Genomic DNA, 18,243 nt, shown 5'->3' with positions numbered 1-18,243 from the left:
TGCTTTGCCCGTCGATCCGTGTTAGGATCAGCGCATGTATAGCGATGTCCTTGATCTGCGCGATTTCTACCAGGGCAGCACCGGCCAGATGGTGCGCCGGCTGATCCGCCGCCGCATCCGCACCCTGTGGCCGGATGTCAAAGGGCTGCGGGTTCTGGGCATTGGCTATGCGACCCCCTATCTCGGCCTGTTCAAGGAAGAGGCGGAACGGGTGATGGCGGTGATGCCAGCCAGCCAGGGCGTCATCGGCTGGCCACCGGAAGGGCCGGGTCTGGTGACCCTGGCGGATGAGGCGGAACTGCCCTTCCCGGATATGAGCATTGATCGGGTGCTGCTGATCCACGGGCTGGAATGTACCGAAGAATTGCGCCCGCTGATGCGGGAACTCTGGCGCATTCTGGCGGGTGGCGGGCGGTTGATCACCGTGGCACCCAACCGGCGCGGCATCTGGGCCCGTTCCGACCGCACACCCTTCGGCATGGGCAGCCCCTTTTCCCCCTCGCAGTTGAAGCGCACCTTGCAGGCCAACATGTTCGTGCCGGAGCGGGAGGATTACGCCCTGTTCCTGCCGCCCACCGAATCACGCTTCCTGCTGGCCAGCGCCGGTGCGGTGGAAGAACTGGGCCGCCGCTGGTTCCGCGCCTTTGCCGGTGTGCATATGATCGAGGCATCCAAGCAGATCTATGCCAGTGCCGCCCGTGCCAAGCAGAAGGAACGCCACCGCCTGCTGTCCCCCGCCGCCCAACCTGTCTTCGGCCGCATGGCGGCCGAACGGCGCAAGGTGGAGACGGGGGAGGAATAGGCCGGCATCAGCGCCGGGCGGCGGTCGCCGCCGTCCCAACGGTCATGAATGATGACCGTTGGCATAATCCCGCACAGCATCGCCAAAGGCAGCCAGCAGGGCGGCATAGGGCGGGTTTTCCCAGAAGCGCCATTCCGGGTGCCATTGCACGCCGATGGCAAAGCCGGCCCCTTCCACCCGCACCCCTTCGATCAGCCCGTCCGGGGCTGTCGCCTCCACCGCCAGACCGGGGGCCAGACGGTTGATACCCTGCTGGTGCAGGGAATTGACCATGATCTCCTTCTGGCCGGTGATGCGGGCAAAGGCCCCGCCCGGCGTCAGCGCCACCTTGTGCACCGGGGCATATTGCACCTCCACCGGTTCATGTTCCGGGTCGCGGTGATCCATCAGGCCCGGCACTTCCTGCACGCGCGGGTGCAGCGTGCCGCCCAGGGCCACGTTCAGTTCCTGAAAGCCCCGGCAAATGGCGAAGACGGGCAGGCCGCGCGCCAGCGCGCCTTTCAGCAGCGGCAGGGTGGTGGCGTCGCGGTGCGGGTCCAGCGGCGGGGTCACCATCTCATCCGGCAGGCCGTAATGGGACGGGTGCAGGTTGCTGGGGCTGCCGGTCAGCAGCAACCCATCCAACCGGTCCAGCAACCCCTCCACATCCCACCAGTCGCCCAGCGCCGGGATCAAGACCGGCTGGCAGCCGGCGCCATGGCTGACACCCCGGATATATTTGTCGCCCACCACATGGAACGGGTGTTGACCCAGTTCCCGCGCATCGCAGGAAAGGCCGACCAGGGGGCGATGGGCGGGTTTGGTGGCAATGGTCATGATGCGGGGCTTCCGGTGGTGACGGTCATCCAGGATGGTAACCGCCCAACAGCATCCGTCAATCCCGCTCCCGCCCGCGCGTGGGATTGCGGAAATAGAACTGGTTGGCGTCCAGCTTTACACCGAATTCCGGGTTCTGCAGGGCCACCTCGGTCAGCTTGCCCTGGGCGTCCAGCACGCGCCATTTGCGCAGGCCAAAGGGCGTTTCCTCAAACACCAGGGTCAGGCTGCCCAGACCGGGATCTTTCGCCTGCACCAGGGTGATTTCCAGCAACCCGTCATCGCGCGCCACCTGGGTGATCTTGACATCGCCCGACAGGGTGATCTTGTCGCGCAGCAGGAAATCGGCCAGCGTGCTGCCGATGGGGGCGTTCTGCTGCTCCTTCACCTCGGCATCCCAGAAATAGACGAACTTGCCATCGGCAACGATGAAGTTCTCCACCGGGGGGGCGTAGCTGATGCGCATCCGGCCCGGCCGCAGCAGGGTGAAGGTGCCGCGCGCGCTCTGCCCATTATCGGCGGTCTGGATGAAATCCGATTTCAGGCTGGTGATGCCATTCAGATAGGTTTCCGCCTTGGCCAGCAGGGCAGGCTGATCCGCCGTGGCAACGGCGGTGGCGGCCTGCACCGGGGTCGGCAGGGCAACGGGCAGGGAAAGCAGCGGGGCGGCGGCCAGCAGGGCCAGAAGGGTCTTGCGCATGATTGCCTTGATAGACGCCGATCATGGCGGATTTAGGGAAGGGCCGGCCGGGCCTGTCACTCCCGCCCGGCATCCACCAGGGCGGCCGCCGCGGCGGCAAGGCCCCCACGCGGGCGCAGCCGGGGGCGGATTTGCGGCACCGGGTTGAAGTTGCCCGTCACCTTGTCCAGCACATGCAGTTCGGCCCCGCCTACATCGAACAGCAGCCCTTCCAGCTCCAGCTTGCCTTCACGTTCCAGTTCGGCAATCCAGGGGAAGGTGCGCAGATTGTCCAGCGACAGCTTCACCACCGCCCGCTCCAGTGCCGGTAGGTCCACCGGCTGGCCGGGTTCCAGCCCCTGACGCACGGCCGCCAGGGCCGGATCGGCGATGGAGACCCATTGGCCGATGAAGTCGGCCTTGGACTGGCTGCGATCATGGGTCAAGGCGGCCACACCGCCGCAGAGCGAATGGCCCATCACCACCACCGATTCTACCCCCAGTTCGCGCACGGCAAATTCCAGCGCGGCAGAGGTGCCGTGGTAATCTTCACTGGGCTTATAGGGCGGCACCAGATTGGCCACGTTGCGGATGACGAACAGATCGCCCGGCTGGGTGGCGAAGATCAGGGTGGGATCGACGCGGCTGTCGCAGCAGGTGATCAGGGCCGCCTTCGGCTTCTGCCCGGCCCAGGCCAGGGTGCGGAACAACCCGCGCTGCTGGCGGAAATTGGTACGGCGGAATTCCCGGAAACCGTCGATCAGATCCTTCAACATGCGTTCACCCCTGTGACCGTTCGATATCCTGTGGCACCGCACCATGCGCAGGACAGGCGGTTCTTGTCCAGACCGCACCTGTATGGTTTCCCCCTACGTCAACGCAGGGGTCAGTGACAGAATGGTTACAGGGAAGCCAGGGACAGCAGCCCGCCCGCCAGGATCAACAACACCCCGGTGCCCCGGTTCAGCCACAGGCTGGCACGCGGGCCAGACAGCCGGCGGGCCAGGCTGCGCCCGCCGGCGGCATAGGTCATGATCCAACCGAATTCGATCACCAGCATGGTGCCCACCAGAATGGCCAGCTGCGGCCCCAGCGGGCTTGTCATATCGATGAATTGCGGGAAAAAGGCGGCCATGAAGATCAGCGCCTTGGGGTTGCTGGCGGTGATCAGCCCGCCTTGCAGCAGCAGGCCCAGCGGGCGGTTGCTGCGCCCCGTGGCCGCATCTGCCGGCAGATCGCCCTGTGTATCGGTGTCCGGCAGCGGTGCCCGGATCGCCTGTATCCCCAGCCAGATCAGATAGGCAACGCCCACCCATTTGAAGATCATGAAGGCCAACGGCGACGCCTTCAGCAGCACGCCCAGCCCCAGGGCCGACAAGGCGGCCATCAGCCCCAGCGACAGGCACATGCCCAGCCCACCCCAGGCCGCCCCGCCCAGCCCATGACGCACCCCCATGGCCAACGCCGACAGCATGTTCGGCCCCGGCGTGGCCGACAGGAAGAAACAGGTGAACAGGAACAGGCCCAGCGTATGGGAATTCATCGGACGCATCCTTGAAGGACGGGAAGGCCCCTTTTTCGGTCAAGGCAGGCGCAGGGGCACGCGGCTCTGGTCGTTATTGGCATCGACCAGCCGGTGCAGCAAGCTGAGAAAAACCATCCGTTCCGCGGGGGGCAGCGGGGCCAGCAGCCTTTCATGGGCGCGGGCCACGGCGGGCCGCGCCCGGGCCATCAGCGCTTCCCCCTCTGGCAGGGGATAGAGCAGGCGGGCACGCCGGTTGCTGGGGTCAACCTCCCGCCGGATCAGGCCGCGCGCTTCCAGCCGGTCCACCACGCCGGTGATCGTGGTGCGGTCCAGGGCGGAGCGGCAGCCCAGCCAGGTCTGATCATGGCCGGGTTCATTGACGATCAGCAGCATCGCCACCAGTTGCGGTGTTGTCAGGTCCAGCCCCTGGGTTTCCTCCAGGAACAGGGCGGTGGAGATCTGCCATAGGCGCCGGATCAGGTATCCGGGCATCTCTTCCAGGGCCATCTCCGCGTTCATCTGCTTTTCCTCGCTATGGGATGCGTTCGTTGCATGGTTTTGAAGCCAGCCATGCGCGAAGCGCGCTTTTCCCGGAACCATATCATCGCCACCATTATTCAGCATACTGAATATCAGTAGACAGATAATAAGTGGCCCTGCTCTGGCCAAAGGTGAAGCCCCATGTCCAGCGACAATCCGTCTCTCCCGCCTCCTTCCCCGCACCCTTCCCGCCATGAACCCAAATCGGGGGCGCTGGGCGCGCATATGCGCTCGGCCCTGACGGGGGCGGTGGGGCGGCTGGCCGTGCCTTTGTTCGCGGTGGCCACCGTGATGGCGCTGGTGCTGGTGGCATCGGCCCGCTGGGATGGCTGGGTCGGCGGGGCGGATCTGCAGGTGACGGACAATGCCAGCATCCGCGCCGATGTCACCCGGCTGGGCGCGCGGGTGGCCGGTGCCGTGCGCCGTGTGGCGGTGACGGATTATCAGCGGGTCCGCAAGGGCGACCTGCTGCTGGAAATCGACCCGGCCGATTATCAGGCCGATCTGGCCAAGGCGGAGGCGGGTGTCGCCTCGGCCCAGGCGACGCTGGATAATCTGACCAACCAGATTGCCCTGCAACAGGCCAGCATCGCCCAGGCAGAGGCCCAGTTGCAGGCCGCGCGGGCCACGCAGCGGCAGGCGGGGCTGGAATCCGCCCGCCAGGATGATCTGCTGCACCGGGGGCTGGCCGGCACACGGCAGAAGGTGGAACAGGCCAGCGCCGACCATGATAAGGCCGTGGCCAATGCCCGTGCGGCAGAGGCCAGCGCCCAGGCGCAGCGCCGCCAACTGGATGTGCTGGCCGGCCAGCAGACGCAACGCACGGCCGAACTGCGCGCGGCAGAGGCAACCCTGCAGGCGGCCCGGCTGAAACTGGCCTATACGCGCGTCACCGCGCCTGTGGATGGGGTGGTGGGGGAAGCGCAGGTGCATGAAGGCGATTATGTCAGCGTCGGCAGCAGCCTGATCAGCCTGGTACCGCTGCCCGATGTGCATGTGGTGGCCAATTACAAGGAAACCCAGCTGACCCGCGTGGCCCCCGGTCAGGCGGTGGAGGTGGCGGTGGATATGTTCCCCGGTCAGGTGCTGCACGGCCATGTCGCCCTTCTGTCGCCGGCCAGCGGTGCCACCTTTGCCCTGCTGCCGCCGGATAATGCCACGGGCAATTTCACCAAGGTGGTGCAGCGCATTGCCGTGCGGATCGAACTGGAACCCGGACAGAAGCTGCTGGAGCGGCTGCGCCCCGGCATGTCGGTGGAAACCCGCATCCACACGGACAGCACGCCCGTCCCGCTGGATGACAAGGCCCCCCAGGTGGCGGAGCGCATACCATGACCAGTCAGCCGGTCAGCGCCGGGCCGATTTCCGTCGGCCGCCGCTCCCACCATCCGCTGCTGGCGGTGGTGGCGGTGCTGCTGGGCGCCTATATGACCAACTTCCATTCCCGCCTGTTTTCCACCGGGCTGGCCGATCTGCGCGGCGCCTTTGGCCTGGGCATGGATGAAGGGGCGTGGCTGAACAGTGTCGCCATGGCCCCGCAGATTTTCATCGCGCCCTGTGTCGCCTGGCTGGTGGTGGTGTTCGGCGTGCGCCGGGTGCTGGTGGTGCCGGCCTTTCTCTATGCCCTGCTCTGTCTGGTGATCCCGCTGCTGCGCGACCCCGGCACGCTGCTGGCGTTGCATGTGGTGCAGGGGCTGCTGCTGGGCCTGTTCGTGCCGGCGACCATCAGCATCATTCTGCGGAACCTGCCGATGAAATGGTGGGCGCCGGCCATTGCCATCTATGTGTTCCGTCAGGCCTTTGCCATCAATTCTGGCGTGGAACTGGTGGGGCTGTATGTCGGGCAATGGGGCTGGCAATGGCTCTATTGGCAGGATGTGGTGCTGGCCCCGCTGCTGGCGCTCTGCGCCTATTACGGGGCACCGCGCGAACCGGCCAACCGGGAATTGCTGGCAACGGCCGACTGGGGTGGCATGTTGCTGTTCGGGGCCGGGCTGACCATGCTCTATATCGGGCTGGATCAGGGCAACCGGCTGGATTGGCTGTCATCGGGTCTGGTGGTGGGGCTGCTGGCCGGCGGGGTGCTGCTGCTGGCCCTGTTCTGCGTGAATGAGGCACTGGTGCCACAGCCCTGGGCCAGTGCCAGCGTGGTGCTGTCGCGCAATATCGGGCTGTTGCTGCTGGTGGCCACGCTTTACACCGTCACCTCCATCTCCAATTCCACCCTGATCCCCAATTTCCTGACCAGCGTGGCGCATCTGCGGCCCGAACAGACGGGGCCGTTCCTGCTGCATTACGGGGCCCTGCCGCTGTTCCTGGTGATGCCGATTTCCGTCTGGCTGCTGGGCCGGATTGACGGGCGGCTGATGATCACCATCGGGCTGGCGGCCTTTGCCCTGGCCGCCTGGATGGGGACGCGGCTGACCCATGATTGGGGGCCGGGGGATTTCACCGGCATGGTGTTGATCCAGTCGCTGGGCCATTGCTTCACCTTTCTGCCGGTGGTGTTGCTGTCGCTGGCCAATGTCAACCCGGCCCGCGCCACCGCCATTTCCGCCTATATCCAGGTGCTGCGGGTGGACGGCGTGGCGCTGGCGGGGGCCCTGACCAGCACTTGGCTGCGCCAGTCTGAACAGGTGCATTCCAACCTGATCGGCCTGCATGTGGAACGGGGCGATCCCGGCGTGACCGCCCTGCTCAGCCAATTGACCCACCGTTTCGCCGGCACAGCCGGGGATGCCGGGGCCAAGGCGGTGGCCACCCTGTCCACCTTTGTGCAGCGGGAGGCGACGGTGCTGTCTTATATTGACGGGTTCTGGCTCTGCTTCTGGGTGGCGCTGGTGGCCATCCTGCTGACCGCCCTGATCGGCCGAGCCCCGGTCACCCCCTTCACCCCGGCGGGGCGGTGAGGGGTGGGATTATTCCTCCACATTGCGCATCCAGTCGGCCAGCGGGGCCAGCGCGCGCAGGATGACCAGCCGGGCCTTTTCATCCGGCACCGTCTGGTCCAGCGCGCGCTTCATGCATAAAAGCCAGGCATCGCGGTCGGACAGGTTGACCCGGAAGCCCATATGGCGGGCGCGCAGCCGGGGATGGCCGCGTTCGGCCGAATAATCCCCCGGTCCGCCCATCCATTGCGCCAGATAAAGCTTCAGCACCCGCCGCGTCTCCGTCAGATCGGCGGCATGGATGGCGCGCAATTCCCGCGCCTCTGGCAGCGTGTCCATCAGGTCGTAAAAACAATCGACCAGCCGGTCGACCACCAGCTGCCCGCCAATATGGTCAAAAATGCTGACGGCGCCGTCGCTCTCGCTGCTCATGCCTTCATATCCCGGTCATCGGCTGGGTGGGGTGCGGCTTGCATAGCAGCCGCCGCGCGGCGGGGCCAGCCCGATAGACACGCCATTGCCCGCCTGGGCCGTAGCACGCCGCAATGGCGGCGGCCTTGGAAAACCATCATCATGGCGTCCTTCCCCCCCCTGAAAGGCGCTCCGATGTCGCTGACCAACCTTCTCGTGCCGATCTATAAACAGACGCTGCGCGCCATGTCGGGCTGGCTGGACAAGGCGCAGGCATAGTCCGCGTGAGCTTTCCCCCATGTTCCTGTTTTGTTGATGCATCCGCCGCCGGCTTGCCTATAATCCATCCCCATGGATGATCGCATCGTTCCCTTTCCCGGCACGGGCCGGCGTGAACAGGCCCCAGCGGCAGCGGTGCGCACGGCACCGCCGCGCCTGTTGCTGCCCGATGCGCCGGCCATTGTGGTGGGGGCGCGCGGTGTCACCTGGGTGACGCCGGATGGCGAGGTGGAACTGATCCCCCATGATGAGGCGGCGTATCGGCTGAAACATAACAGCGTCATCCTGGCCCATGGCCGCGCCGTGGCGCGGCGGCTGCGGGCGGACCGGATGGCCGATGCGTTCGACCTGCTGGAACTGTTCGCCTTTGTCCGCCCGGCCCGGTTCTGCCTGCCCACGCCCAAAGGACTGGCGGAAGCCACGGGCCAAGCGGTGCCACCGGATGCGGAGGCTGAGGCCCTGTCGCTGATCGACAGCGCCCGCATCCTGCTGGGGGAGCTGGCGGAAAATAACCGGCCGGAACCCGAGGGCGAAAAACGCAAACAGTTGCGGGAAAGGTCCGATGCCGCCGGCATCGGCTGGTTCATGGGGCAGGCCGGCTGGACCTGGGCACCATCGGTGATGGCCGCGCTGGGCCTGCCGCACGGGCCAGGGAATGACCGGGCGCGGCGCGGCCTGATGGTGTGGAACGGGTTGAAGGAATGGCAGGCCGAAGCGCCGGAGCCGCCGCCCGGCCATATCCCGGTGGAGCCGGGTGAGGCGCGGCGGCGGCTGGCTGAACTGGTTGCCAGTGGTGCCGCCTCCGAACCGCGCCCGCAGCAGGCCGATTATGCCAGTGCCGTGACATCCGCCTTCACCCCGCGTGATGAACAGGGCGTGCCCAATCTGGTGCTGGCAGAGGCCGGCACGGGCGTGGGCAAGACGCTGGGCTATCTGGCCCCCGCCACCCTGTGGGCGGAAAAGAACAGCGGGCCGGTGTGGATTTCAACCTATACCCGCCAGCTTCAGCACCAGATCGACAAGGAACTGGACCGGCTGCACCCGGACCCGGTGATCAAGGCGCGCAAAGTGGTGGTGCGCAAGGGGCGGGAAAATTACCTCTGCCTGTTGAACCTGGAGGAGGCGACCAACATCGCCCATACCCAGCCCGCCTATGCCACATCCATGGGGCTGATGGCGCGCTGGGCGGCGGCGACGCGCGATGGCGATATGGCGGGCGGGGATTTCCCCGGCTGGCTGGTGGATATCCTGGGCAAGGGCCGCACCATGGGGCTGGCCGACCGGCGGGGCGAATGCGTCTATAATGCCTGCGCCCATTATACCCGCTGTTTCATTGAAAAAAGCGTGCGCCGGGCCCGCAAGGCCGACATTGTGGTCGCCAACCATGCCCTGGTGATGGTGCAGGCGGCGCTGGGCGGTGGGGATGATGCCTATGTGCCCACCCGCTATGTGTTTGATGAGGGGCATCATGTGTTTGATGCTGCCGACAATGCCTTTGCCGGCCATCTGACGGCGACAGAAACCTCGGAACTGCGGCGCTGGCTGCTGGGGGCGGAGGTGTCGGGCCGCAGCCGGGCAAGGGGCCTGCGCCGCCGGGTGGAAGATCTGGTCGGCGGCGACCAGACATCCTTGGAATTATTGCAGGAAATCCAGCAGGCCGCCCAGGTGCTGCCGGGCGATGCCTGGCCGCAGCGCATCCATGGCGGGGAGCCGAAGGGCGTGCTGGAACAGTTCCTGTCCCAGGTGCGGGGCCAAGTGCTGGCCCGCGCACAAGGGGTGGACAATCCCTATAGCCTGGAAACCGACTGTCGTCCGGTGGTCGATACGCTGCTGGAAACGGCCCTGGAACTGGATGTGGCCCTGGCCAAGCTGGCCATGCCGCTGGAAAAACTCTCCGACCGGCTGCGGGAGATGCTGGAGGAGGAATCGGACGAGCTGGACAGCGAAACCCGCCGCCGCATGGACAGCATCTCCCGCGCGCTGAAGCGCCGCGCCCAGAATGAGGTGAATGGCTGGCGGCTGATGCTGCAAAGCCTGAAGGAGGAGGCACCGCGCAAATATGTCGACTGGTTCGGCATTGAGCGGGTGGAGGGGCGGGATTTCGATACCGGCATGTATCGCCACTGGATCGACCCGACCATTCCCTTCGCCGATACGGTGGGGGCGGTGGCCCATGGGCTGGTGCTGACCAGCGCCACCCTGACCGATGGCACCGGCAATGTGGAGCAGGATTGGCAGGCGGCCTCGGTGCGCACCGGGGCCAACCATATGGGCGCCCTGCCCTTGCGCGCCGCAGTGCCCAGCCCGTTTGATTATGCCGGCCAGACGCGGGTGCTGGTGGTGAATGACGTGCGCAAGGATGATCTGGGCCAGGTGGCCGCCGCTTACCGGGAATTGTTCCTGGCGGCGGGCGGCGGCGGGTTGGGCCTGTTCACCGCCATCCAGCGGCTGCGCGGCGTGCATGAACGTATCGCCGAACCGCTGGAGGAAGCGGGCATCCCGCTGCTGGCCCAGCATCTGGACGGCATGGATGTGCCCACCCTGGTGGATATTTTCCGGGGTGAGGAAGATGCCTGCCTGCTGGGCACCGATGCGGTGCGCGACGGGGTGGATGTGCCGGGCCGCAGCTTGCGCCTGATCGTGTTCGACCGGGTGCCCTGGCCCCGGCCCGATATCCTGCACAAGGCGCGGCGTAATTATTTCGACAAGGTGCAGGGACGGCGCGGCTTTGATGACATGATCACAAGGTTACGGCTGCGCCAAGCCTTTGGCCGGCTGGTGCGCCGGGCCAATGATGTCGGCGTCTTCGTGCTGCTGGACCCGATGATGCCGACAAGGCTGGCCGGTGCCTTCCCGGAGGGCGTGGAGATTCAACGGGTTGGCTTGGCAGAGGCTGTGCGCCAGACGCGGGAATTCCTGCACCCGGAACGGGTTGGGTTGGTGCAGGGGGTAAGGCTGCCGGGGGCGTAAGGGGCTTAAACCGGGTGCAGCACCACCAGCCGATGGTCAGGGGCGGCATCCAGCGCGAAGGTCAGTTGCTGAAAGGTCAGCGGCCCCTGGGTTGGGTGGTTGAAGCGGCGCTCGCCACCTTCGCGGTCCAGCACCGTCTGGTCGCGCCAGCCCTCAGCGAAGGTGGCACTGCCGGCGCGCAGTTCGGCCAGCAGGTCGATCAGCGCCTGATCTTCCAGATGCCGGCTGTAATCGGCGCGCAGTTCGGCCAGCACCCGGCGGGTGCGGTGGCGCCAATCCACCACCAGGGTGCGGGCGGCCGGGTCCAGGAACAAAAAGCGCAGCATATTGTGGGGGCTGGGCTGGTCCAGCCAGCCGGTGAACAAGGCTTCTGCCGCTCCATTCCAGGCCAGCATCGTATAGCGATGATCCATGGCATAGGCGGGCACGGAAAGCGCCTGCACCGTCTGGCGCAACAGGGCCAGCATGGCCAGCGCCGGGTCCGCCCCCTGGCCCGCCTGCGGATCATGCCGCCCGGCCAGCTGGAACAGATAGGCGCGTTCGGCGCGCGACAGGCGCAGCGCATCGGCTAGCCGGGCCAGCGCGTGCGGGCTGGCCGCCACCTCCCGCCCCTGTTCCAGCCAGGTGAACCAGGTGGCGCTGATGCCCGCCAGCAGGGCCACCTCCTCCCGCCGCAGGCCGCGCGTGCGGCGGCGTCCGCCGATGGGCAGGCCCACGGCGGCGGGTTCCAGGCGGGTGCGGCAGTTGCGCAGGAAATCACCCAGCATCCGGCGCTGCAATTCGGGGCTCGTCACGCTCATGGTGACAATTATACCAGGATAATTGCTCTTCTTGTACCCGGATAAAATGGGCGTAACCTGCCCCCATCACCCCCGATCCTTGATGGAGCCCGCCGCCATGTCCAGCACCCCGCAACACCAGTCCATGGTGGCCGAAACATTCGGCAACCGGGCCGATGCCTATGTGAAATCCGCCGTTCATGCCGGCGGCCCCGACCTTGCCGCCCTGGTGGCGGCGTTGCAGGCCAAAGGGGCGGAAGGCCTGCTGGATTTGGGCTGCGGTGGCGGCCATCTCAGCTTCCATGCTGCCCCGCTGGTGGGGCAGGTGGTGGCCTATGATCTCTCCACCGCCATGCTGGCGGCGGTGGAAAAGGCGGCGGCGGAACGCGGGTTGAGCAATATCGGCACCCGTCAGGGCCCGGCGGAGCTGCTGCCCTTTGCCGATGCCGGTTTCGATGTGGTGGCCACCCGCTACAGCGCCCATCACTGGCGCGATGTACCGGCGGCCCTGGCGGAAATGCGCCGGGTGGTGCGGCCGGGCGGGCGGGCCATTGTGATGGATGTCTTCGCCCCGGCCAACCCGCTGCTGGATACGCATCTGCAGACGCTGGAAATGCTGCGCGATCCCAGCCATGTGCGCGATTACAGCCTGGAAGAATGGCAGGCCCTGCTGCGCCGGGCCGGTTTTCAGCCGCAGGCCCCGCAATCATTCCGCCTGCGGCTTGAATTCACCAGCTGGGTGGAACGGATCGGCACGCCGGCCGCCCATATCCCGGCCCTGCGTTCGCTGCTGTCCCATGCCCCGGCAGAGGTGAGGGACCATTTCGCCATCGAACCGGATGATAGTTTCACCATCGATACGATGTTCATCCTGGCCGATGCACCCTGAGGGCTGAAAGGCGGTTTCCATCGGGGCTTGACAGGGGGCGGCAAGCGGCGGCTGAATATTTTCATGATCATTCCGCCGCAACCACCGCCGGTCCTGGCCACCCAGGCGCCCCCGACCTCGCCGCATCAGAATGCGGCGCTGGCCTCGGCTGCCGTGGCGGCGCAGAAGGTGGCGCGGCCGACGGAAACCCAGACCCGCCGCGCCGCCGCCGCTGTGGCGCAGGCAGACAAGGGGCGGGAAAATACCGACGGCACCTTCCTGGGCCGCGCCTTCGACAGCGAGGCGCAGACGGTGGAAAGCCAAACCAACGGCAGCCGCCCGCAAGCGCGGGGCAACCGGCTGGATGTGTCCGTTTAACTATTTCGTTTAACCATAGCGCCGCTTCGCCTCAATCGTCAGCCCCAGGCCGACGGCGCCGAACTTGTCACCTTCCACAATGCGGGCTCCCGGCATGGCCCCGGTGATGGCCCCGCGCACGGCGGGCAACAGGGTGGAACCGCCGGTCAGGAACACGGCATCCACCTGATCGGCCCGCAAGCCCGCCTGGGTCAGGCATTCGCGCGTCTGGGCGGCCAGCCGCTGCACCGGATCAGCCACGGCCACGCCCAGCCGGTCGCGCGTGGTGGGGGCCTTCAATCCGGCTTCCACCAGGGCCAGATCAATCTCCACCCGCTCGTGATCGGACAGGGCGATCTTGCCTTCCTCCACCCGCATGGCCAGGGCGTGGCCCAGATGCTGTTCCAGCACAATGGCCAGCCGTTCCAGCAAGTCCGGCTGACGGGCCTCCCGCATCAGCCGGCGCACATCGGCCAGCACGCCGGGTGTGTAGAGGAAGTTGATCTTGGCCCAGGTGGCCAGGTCGACGAACAGATGGTTGGGTGTCAACAGCCCGTCGCGCAGCAGGGGGGAGCGGTAGCCCAGATGCGGCATCACCGCCTCCAGCGACAGCAGCCGGTCGAAATCCGTACCGCCGATGCGCAACCCCTCATTGGCCAGAATATCGCCGGCCCGGTCGGGCTTGGCGGCATGGTCCGGGCCGATGCGCACAATGGAAAAGTCCGATGTACCGCCGCCAATATCGGCGATCAGGGCAATCTCTTCGCGCGTCACCTGCGCCTCATAGGCAAGCGCAGCGGCGATGGGTTCATACTGGAAGCTGACATCGCTGAAGCCGCTGGCCCGCGCAATATCGGCCAGCGCATCCTCGGCCCGCGCATCGGCGGCAGCATCGCCATCCACGAAATGCACCGGGCGGCCATGCACCACGCGGGTCAGTTCCACGCCGGTGGCGGCCTCTGCCGTGGCCTTTATGTGCCGGATCACCAGGCCGATCACCTCCCGAAAACCGACGCGGCGACGGCCAAGCAGGGTTTCCTCATCAATCAGGCTGGTGCCCAGCACCGATTTAATCGACCGCATCAACCGCCCCTCGCCGCCGGCCACATAGGCATTGATGGCGGCGCGGCCAAAGGCGGGGTGATGCGTTTCAAAATCAAAGAAGATGGCGCTGGGCAGCGTCTCATGCCGGCCCTCCAGCGCGATCATCCGCGCCCCCTCCGGCCCGGCAATGCCAAGGGTGGAATTGGACGTGCCGAAATCCAGACCGCAGGCCGTCATCTTCATCACCTTCGACGCAAAAAGGGCAGGGGGCCAACCGTGTGGCCAGCAAAAGGGGGCGGGGTGTTTAAGCGATAAGGGGGGCGTGCGTCAAGCTGTTCGCTTGGCGCCCCTCGGGTACTTGCGGTAAGGTTGTATAACTATGTGACATGGGATTATCCTTATATGTTGTCGGCTGAATATTTCGATCCGATCGTGGCTTTCCTGCGGGAAATCGGTTTGCCCGTACAGGTCGCTCCCTTCGGGGCAGAGGGGTTCCTGCCCGGTGTCACCATTATGGATGGTGCGCTGCGGGTGGACCCGGATCACCTCTATGTCTCCGGCGATCTGCTGCATGAGGCGGGGCACATGGCTATTGTGCCGGCACGGCTGCGCGCCCAGTTGGGCAATAACCTGGAAGAAAGCCTGCGCGAACGGCTGGAAGGGCAGGATGATCCGCTGGCCCGTCTGGCCCTGCAGCATACGGAAATGATGGCAATTGCCTGGTCTTATGCCGCGCTGCGGGCCCTGAACCTGCCGCCTGAGGTGATTTTCTTCGCCGGTGGCTACCGTTTGGGACCGGAACAGCAGCAACAGTTCGTCGCTATGCTGGACAGCGGCAATTATTTCGGTATCGCCCATCTGGCACGGGCGGGCATGACCGGGCCCTGTGGTATCATGGCGCTGTTACAGCAAAACGGACTGCCCCCCTATCCGCAGATGACGAAATGGCTGCAGGATTGACGGGTGCACGCTATCTGTTGGGCTTGATGATGTCAGCATCCAAGACCAAGGCCGCATGACCCCGTTTGGTGACCGAATCCGCAGCCTGCGCGCCCGCAAGGGCGTCAGCCTGAAAGAGATGGCGGCGGAACTGGAAATCAGTTCCGCCTATCTGTCGGCCCTGGAACATGGGCGCAAGGGCCTGCCCTCGCCCATGTTGCTGCGCCAGATCTGCACCTATTTCGGCCTGATCTGGGATGAGGCGGAGGAGATGGAGCGGCTGGCCGCCATCAGCGACCCGCGCGTGGTGGTGGATACCGGCGGCCTGTCACCCGACCATACGCTGGCGGCCAACCTGATGGCCCGCCATATCAACCTGCTGACCCCGCATGAGCTGGCCAGCCTGCTGGCCATCCTACGCCGGCATGAGAAGAAGGGGTAAGGGGGGGGAGGGGCGCCCCTTAAATCCGCATCTGCAGGGTCAAGGCCCCCGTCCAGCCCTTGGCACTGACCCCGAAACCGGGTCGCCGGTCAGCATCGTAGCGCACCAGATCGAAGCCGACCGAGGTCTGCTTGTGAAAGCGCCAGGACAGGCCTATGCCGTAGGCCTCGTAATCCTCCACCTGCCCGCGCTCGCTGGCCTGCCGCCAGACAGACAGCCCATAGGGGCCGTTTTCATAGCCACCGGTCAGCGTATAGCCCCGGCTGGATGAAATGCCGACAGGCTGGCCGCTCTTGCCATCGTCGGTCCAGACGATGCCGGCGGAGAAGCCGCCATAGAGCAGCAGGCCGGCTAGCTTCAGGCTTTCCGTATCATGGATGCCGACGGTCCCGGCATCACCGCGCACATAGCCGGCCGCCAGCTCATAGGAAAAGGCCCGCCAATCGCCCTGGTAATTCAGGCCGAATTCCCACAGGTCGCGCTCGGGCGCGATGGCGGAGGGCTTCTTGATATCCTCCACCAGGCTCTGGCGCTTCCAGGCATAGGAAACACCAGCCCGCAGGCCCATCACCCGTGGCGTCTCATAGAGAATTTTCGTGGCATCATCGCTGTCGCGGCCGAGATGGCTCCAATAGGGGGCCGCGCCCGCCGTATGGTTCCAGAACCCATCCACCTGCCCGCCGGCCAGCAGGGGCAGCAGGTCCACCGCGCGCTTGGCGGCCCCATCCTCATCCCCCAGCCGAATCCTGCCCCAGGCAGAGGTGACATGCAGATAGGCTTCATTGACCGTCAGGTCGGCATTATTGCCTACCCGGTCCTGGCTTTTCTCGTAATCGCCGGAACCGATGGTGGCGGAAAGCCCATAGGACAGGCCGCTGTCAGTGGTGACAGTGCCGTCACCGGTCAGGGCATAGCCGCCATAGGCGTTCCAGCCATCGCCGCTGCCGCGCGGGGCGTTGGTGGCCCGCACCCCCGTCACCTCCGCCACGCCGCGCCAGTCGAACTGGATGCCATCGGCGGCGGCGGCCGGCAGGCAGCCCCCGATCAGGGCGGCAGCGAGCAATACAAGGCGGGCGGCACGGCGGAGCGTCGTCTGGGTCAAGGTTCTGCTTCCGGTGATTTTGACGGGCTTGGTTGTCACGGACTAGGTGGCCGATCCGGCAGGAATATGGCAGAGGTGGCGTATCCGGGCCGGATTGGCAACCCCGCAAGGCGGGGGGCCGGCCGTGCCCGCCCCATCCGGCACCAGCAGGTTTCAGCAGATGAGCCAGAATTCCGCCCTCCCCGACATGCAGCAGGATATCGCTGCCAACCTGTCTGCCATCCGCAGCGCCATTGCCGCCCAGGCGGAAAGTGTCGGCCGCCCGGTTGATGCCGTCACGCTGGTCGCCGTCTCCAAGGTGCAGCCGCTGGAAAAGCTGGAAGCGGCCCTGGCCGCCGGCCAGCGCGTGTTCGGTGAAAACCGGGTGCAGGAGGCCAAGGCCAAGTTCCCCGCGCTGCGCGAGCGTTATGCGGATATCGAACTGCACCTGATCGGCCCGCTGCAGACCAACAAGGTGAAGGAAGCCGTCGCCCTGTTCGACGTGATCCAAACCCTGGACCGGCCCAAGCTGGCGGTGGCCCTGGCCGAGGAAGGCCGCCGCCAGGGCCGCCTGCCGCGCCTGTTTGTGGAGGTGAATACGGGGGAGGAACCGCAGAAGGCCGGCGTCACCCCGGCGGAACTGCCCGCCTTCCTGGCAGAATGCCGCGACCAGCACGGGCTGACCATATCCGGTCTGATGTGCATCCCGCCGGTGGATGAGGAAGCATCGCTGCATTTTGCCCTGCTGGCGGAACTGGCCCGGCGCAACAATATCCCGGACATCTCCATGGGGATGAGCGGGGATTACGAGCTGGCAACCCGGCTGGGCGCCACCTATGTCCGCGTCGGCACCGCCATCTTCGGTGAACGGGTGAAGCACACCGCCGAATCCGAAGAGGCGCATGGCTGACGCCACCCTGCCCGATTTCCGCCGGCTGGATTATCTGGCCCGAGGCAGCGAAGACCAGCGCCGCGCCCATGCGGTGCTGGTCCGCCACGACCTGCTGGGCCGGCTGGCCCCGCTGGATGCGGTCTTGGCCGGCACGGTGCCGCTGGATATCCAGGGGCCGGGTTCTGATCTGGATATTCTGGTGGCGGCCCCCGCCCCTGCGGCCCTGATCCACTGGCTGGACGGGATGTTCGGCACCCTGCCGGATTATCACCGCCGGCTGGCGAATTTCATCGACGGCCCCGCCTTGGTGGCGGGTTTCACCCTGGACGGCTGGCCGGTGGAAATCTTCGCCCAGGCCCTGCCGGTGGAACGCCAGATGGGCTGGCGGCATTTGTTGGTGGAAGCCCGCCTGCTGGCCCTGTTCCCGGCAGCAAAAGCGGCGATCCGGGAGCTGAAGGCCACCGGTTTGAAAACCGAGCCCGCCTTCGCCGCCCTGTTCAACCTGCCCGGCGACCCGTACCAAGCCCTGCTGACACTGGAAAACCGGTCGGAGATGGAGCTTAAGGTATTGAAATTAAACGACATGAAGAAAAATTTCTGATTTTCGCAACAGAATGCTTGCGTGGGGGGGCGGAGATCAGTATGTTCCGCGCCGCTCCAGTGCGGAGGGGTGGCCGAGTGGTTGAAGGCGCTCGCCTGGAAAGCGGGTATACGTCAAAAGCGTATCGTGAGTTCGAATCTCATCCCCTCCGCCATTTTCCCCAACGGGGCCTTGATAAATCGTCACATTCTTGCGTTTGTGACCAACCGGCCTGGCCAGTTGGTGACGTTGCAATCTAGAAAGAAACTGCCTCAGGGGTTTGGGTTGGCGTAGGAGAGGGTGACGTTGTATCCGAGTTCAGTGAGGCGTCGGATGAGGCGTTTGGTTTGT

General features: G+C 65.9%; 19 protein-coding genes and 1 tRNA gene. 11 read left to right on the top strand and 9 right to left on the bottom strand.

Going from position 1 to position 18,243, the window contains the following annotated elements; all coding sequences use genetic code 11:
* The first annotated feature begins 34 nt into the window (after positions 1–34).
* Entirely contained in the window at positions 35–802 is a 768-nt protein-coding gene (locus CHB97_RS23790) for a methyltransferase domain-containing protein (protein WP_089290517.1), read from the top strand.
* A 42-nt stretch (positions 803–844) separates the two neighbouring features.
* On the opposite strand, the gene CHB97_RS23785 is transcribed toward CHB97_RS23790, so the two are convergent.
* From CHB97_RS23785 to CHB97_RS23765, 5 genes are all read right to left on the bottom strand, one after another.
* On the bottom strand, positions 845–1,618 hold the full coding sequence (locus tag CHB97_RS23785; protein WP_089290516.1) for a gamma-glutamyl-gamma-aminobutyrate hydrolase family protein: 774 nt from the start codon (positions 1,616–1,618) through the stop codon (positions 845–847).
* A gap of 58 nt (positions 1,619–1,676) precedes the next feature.
* On the bottom strand, positions 1,677–2,318 hold the full coding sequence (locus CHB97_RS23780) for an outer membrane lipoprotein carrier protein LolA (protein WP_089290515.1): 642 nt from the start codon (positions 2,316–2,318) through the stop codon (positions 1,677–1,679).
* Between the two features lie 56 nt (positions 2,319–2,374).
* A complete protein-coding gene (locus CHB97_RS23775) occupies positions 2,375–3,073 on the bottom strand; it encodes a carbonic anhydrase (RefSeq protein ID WP_089290514.1) in 699 nt (232 codons plus the stop codon).
* Between the two features lie 125 nt (positions 3,074–3,198).
* Complete coding sequence (locus CHB97_RS23770; protein ID WP_089290513.1) at positions 3,199–3,840, bottom strand: LysE family translocator; 642 nt, start codon at positions 3,838–3,840, stop codon at positions 3,199–3,201.
* A gap of 39 nt (positions 3,841–3,879) precedes the next feature.
* Positions 3,880–4,341 carry a MarR family winged helix-turn-helix transcriptional regulator gene (locus CHB97_RS23765; RefSeq protein WP_089290550.1) on the bottom strand — a complete coding sequence of 154 codons (462 nt, stop codon included), beginning with the start codon at positions 4,339–4,341 and terminating at the stop codon, positions 3,880–3,882.
* A 162-nt stretch (positions 4,342–4,503) separates the two neighbouring features.
* On the opposite strand from CHB97_RS23765, the gene CHB97_RS23760 reads away from it, so the two are divergent.
* Positions 4,504–5,697 carry an HlyD family secretion protein gene (locus CHB97_RS23760; RefSeq protein WP_089290512.1) on the top strand — a complete coding sequence of 398 codons (1,194 nt, stop codon included), beginning with the start codon at positions 4,504–4,506 and terminating at the stop codon, positions 5,695–5,697.
* Positions 5,694–7,271 (top strand): MFS transporter, encoded by a 1,578-nt coding sequence (locus tag CHB97_RS23755; RefSeq protein ID WP_089290511.1) that lies wholly within the window; start codon positions 5,694–5,696, stop codon positions 7,269–7,271. Before CHB97_RS23760 ends, CHB97_RS23755 begins: the two co-directional genes overlap by 4 nt.
* A gap of 9 nt (positions 7,272–7,280) precedes the next feature.
* Here the strand turns inward: CHB97_RS23755 and CHB97_RS23750 are convergent, their stop codons facing one another.
* A complete protein-coding gene (locus CHB97_RS23750; RefSeq protein WP_089290510.1) occupies positions 7,281–7,682 on the bottom strand; it encodes a group II truncated hemoglobin in 402 nt (133 codons plus the stop codon).
* 330 nt (positions 7,683–8,012) lie between these two features.
* Here CHB97_RS23750 and CHB97_RS23745 point away from each other — a divergent pair, with 330 nt between their 5' ends.
* Entirely contained in the window at positions 8,013–10,910 is a 2,898-nt protein-coding gene (locus CHB97_RS23745; RefSeq protein ID WP_089290509.1) for an ATP-dependent DNA helicase, read from the top strand.
* Positions 10,911–10,915: 5 nt separating this feature from the next.
* On the opposite strand, the gene CHB97_RS23740 is transcribed toward CHB97_RS23745, so the two are convergent.
* Complete coding sequence (locus tag CHB97_RS23740) at positions 10,916–11,710, bottom strand: helix-turn-helix transcriptional regulator (protein ID WP_089290508.1); 795 nt, start codon at positions 11,708–11,710, stop codon at positions 10,916–10,918.
* Positions 11,711–11,807: 97 nt separating this feature from the next.
* Between CHB97_RS23740 and CHB97_RS23735 the strand changes: the two genes are divergently transcribed.
* Complete coding sequence (locus CHB97_RS23735; protein ID WP_089290507.1) at positions 11,808–12,578, top strand: class I SAM-dependent methyltransferase; 771 nt, start codon at positions 11,808–11,810, stop codon at positions 12,576–12,578.
* 63 nt (positions 12,579–12,641) lie between these two features.
* Positions 12,642–12,935 (top strand): hypothetical protein, encoded by a 294-nt coding sequence (locus CHB97_RS23730; RefSeq protein ID WP_143271168.1) that lies wholly within the window; start codon positions 12,642–12,644, stop codon positions 12,933–12,935.
* A gap of 9 nt (positions 12,936–12,944) precedes the next feature.
* Here CHB97_RS23730 and CHB97_RS23725 read toward each other — a convergent pair whose 3' ends face one another.
* Positions 12,945–14,195 carry an Hsp70 family protein gene (locus CHB97_RS23725; RefSeq protein ID WP_089290505.1) on the bottom strand — a complete coding sequence of 417 codons (1,251 nt, stop codon included), beginning with the start codon at positions 14,193–14,195 and terminating at the stop codon, positions 12,945–12,947.
* 165 nt (positions 14,196–14,360) lie between these two features.
* Between CHB97_RS23725 and CHB97_RS23720 the strand changes: the two genes are divergently transcribed.
* Together CHB97_RS23720 and CHB97_RS23715 are read left to right on the top strand one after the other, a co-directional pair.
* Complete coding sequence (locus CHB97_RS23720; RefSeq protein ID WP_143271165.1) at positions 14,361–14,918, top strand: hypothetical protein; 558 nt, start codon at positions 14,361–14,363, stop codon at positions 14,916–14,918.
* A gap of 55 nt (positions 14,919–14,973) precedes the next feature.
* Positions 14,974–15,339 carry a helix-turn-helix domain-containing protein gene (locus CHB97_RS23715; RefSeq protein WP_089290503.1) on the top strand — a complete coding sequence of 122 codons (366 nt, stop codon included), beginning with the start codon at positions 14,974–14,976 and terminating at the stop codon, positions 15,337–15,339.
* 19 nt (positions 15,340–15,358) lie between these two features.
* On the opposite strand, the gene CHB97_RS23710 is transcribed toward CHB97_RS23715, so the two are convergent.
* Positions 15,359–16,441, bottom strand: coding sequence for a porin (locus CHB97_RS23710; protein ID WP_160106214.1), 1,083 nt, complete (start codon positions 16,439–16,441; stop codon positions 15,359–15,361).
* A 160-nt stretch (positions 16,442–16,601) separates the two neighbouring features.
* Between CHB97_RS23710 and CHB97_RS23705 the strand changes: the two genes are divergently transcribed.
* From CHB97_RS23705 to CHB97_RS23695, 3 genes are all read left to right on the top strand, one after another.
* A complete protein-coding gene (locus tag CHB97_RS23705; protein ID WP_089290501.1) occupies positions 16,602–17,330 on the top strand; it encodes a YggS family pyridoxal phosphate-dependent enzyme in 729 nt (242 codons plus the stop codon).
* Positions 17,323–17,913 carry a DUF4269 domain-containing protein gene (locus tag CHB97_RS23700; protein ID WP_089290500.1) on the top strand — a complete coding sequence of 197 codons (591 nt, stop codon included), beginning with the start codon at positions 17,323–17,325 and terminating at the stop codon, positions 17,911–17,913. The genes CHB97_RS23705 and CHB97_RS23700 overlap by 8 nt, the downstream gene beginning before the upstream one ends.
* Positions 17,914–17,976: 63 nt before the next feature.
* Positions 17,977–18,067 (top strand) — tRNA-Ser (locus tag CHB97_RS23695).
* Positions 18,068–18,243: the final 176 nt, after the last annotated feature.

It is taken from the genome of Azospirillum sp. RU38E, from assembly GCF_900188385.1.
Taxonomy (GTDB): Bacteria; Pseudomonadota; Alphaproteobacteria; order Azospirillales; family Azospirillaceae; genus Niveispirillum.
This window is presented reverse-complemented; position numbering and strand designations above follow the sequence as displayed.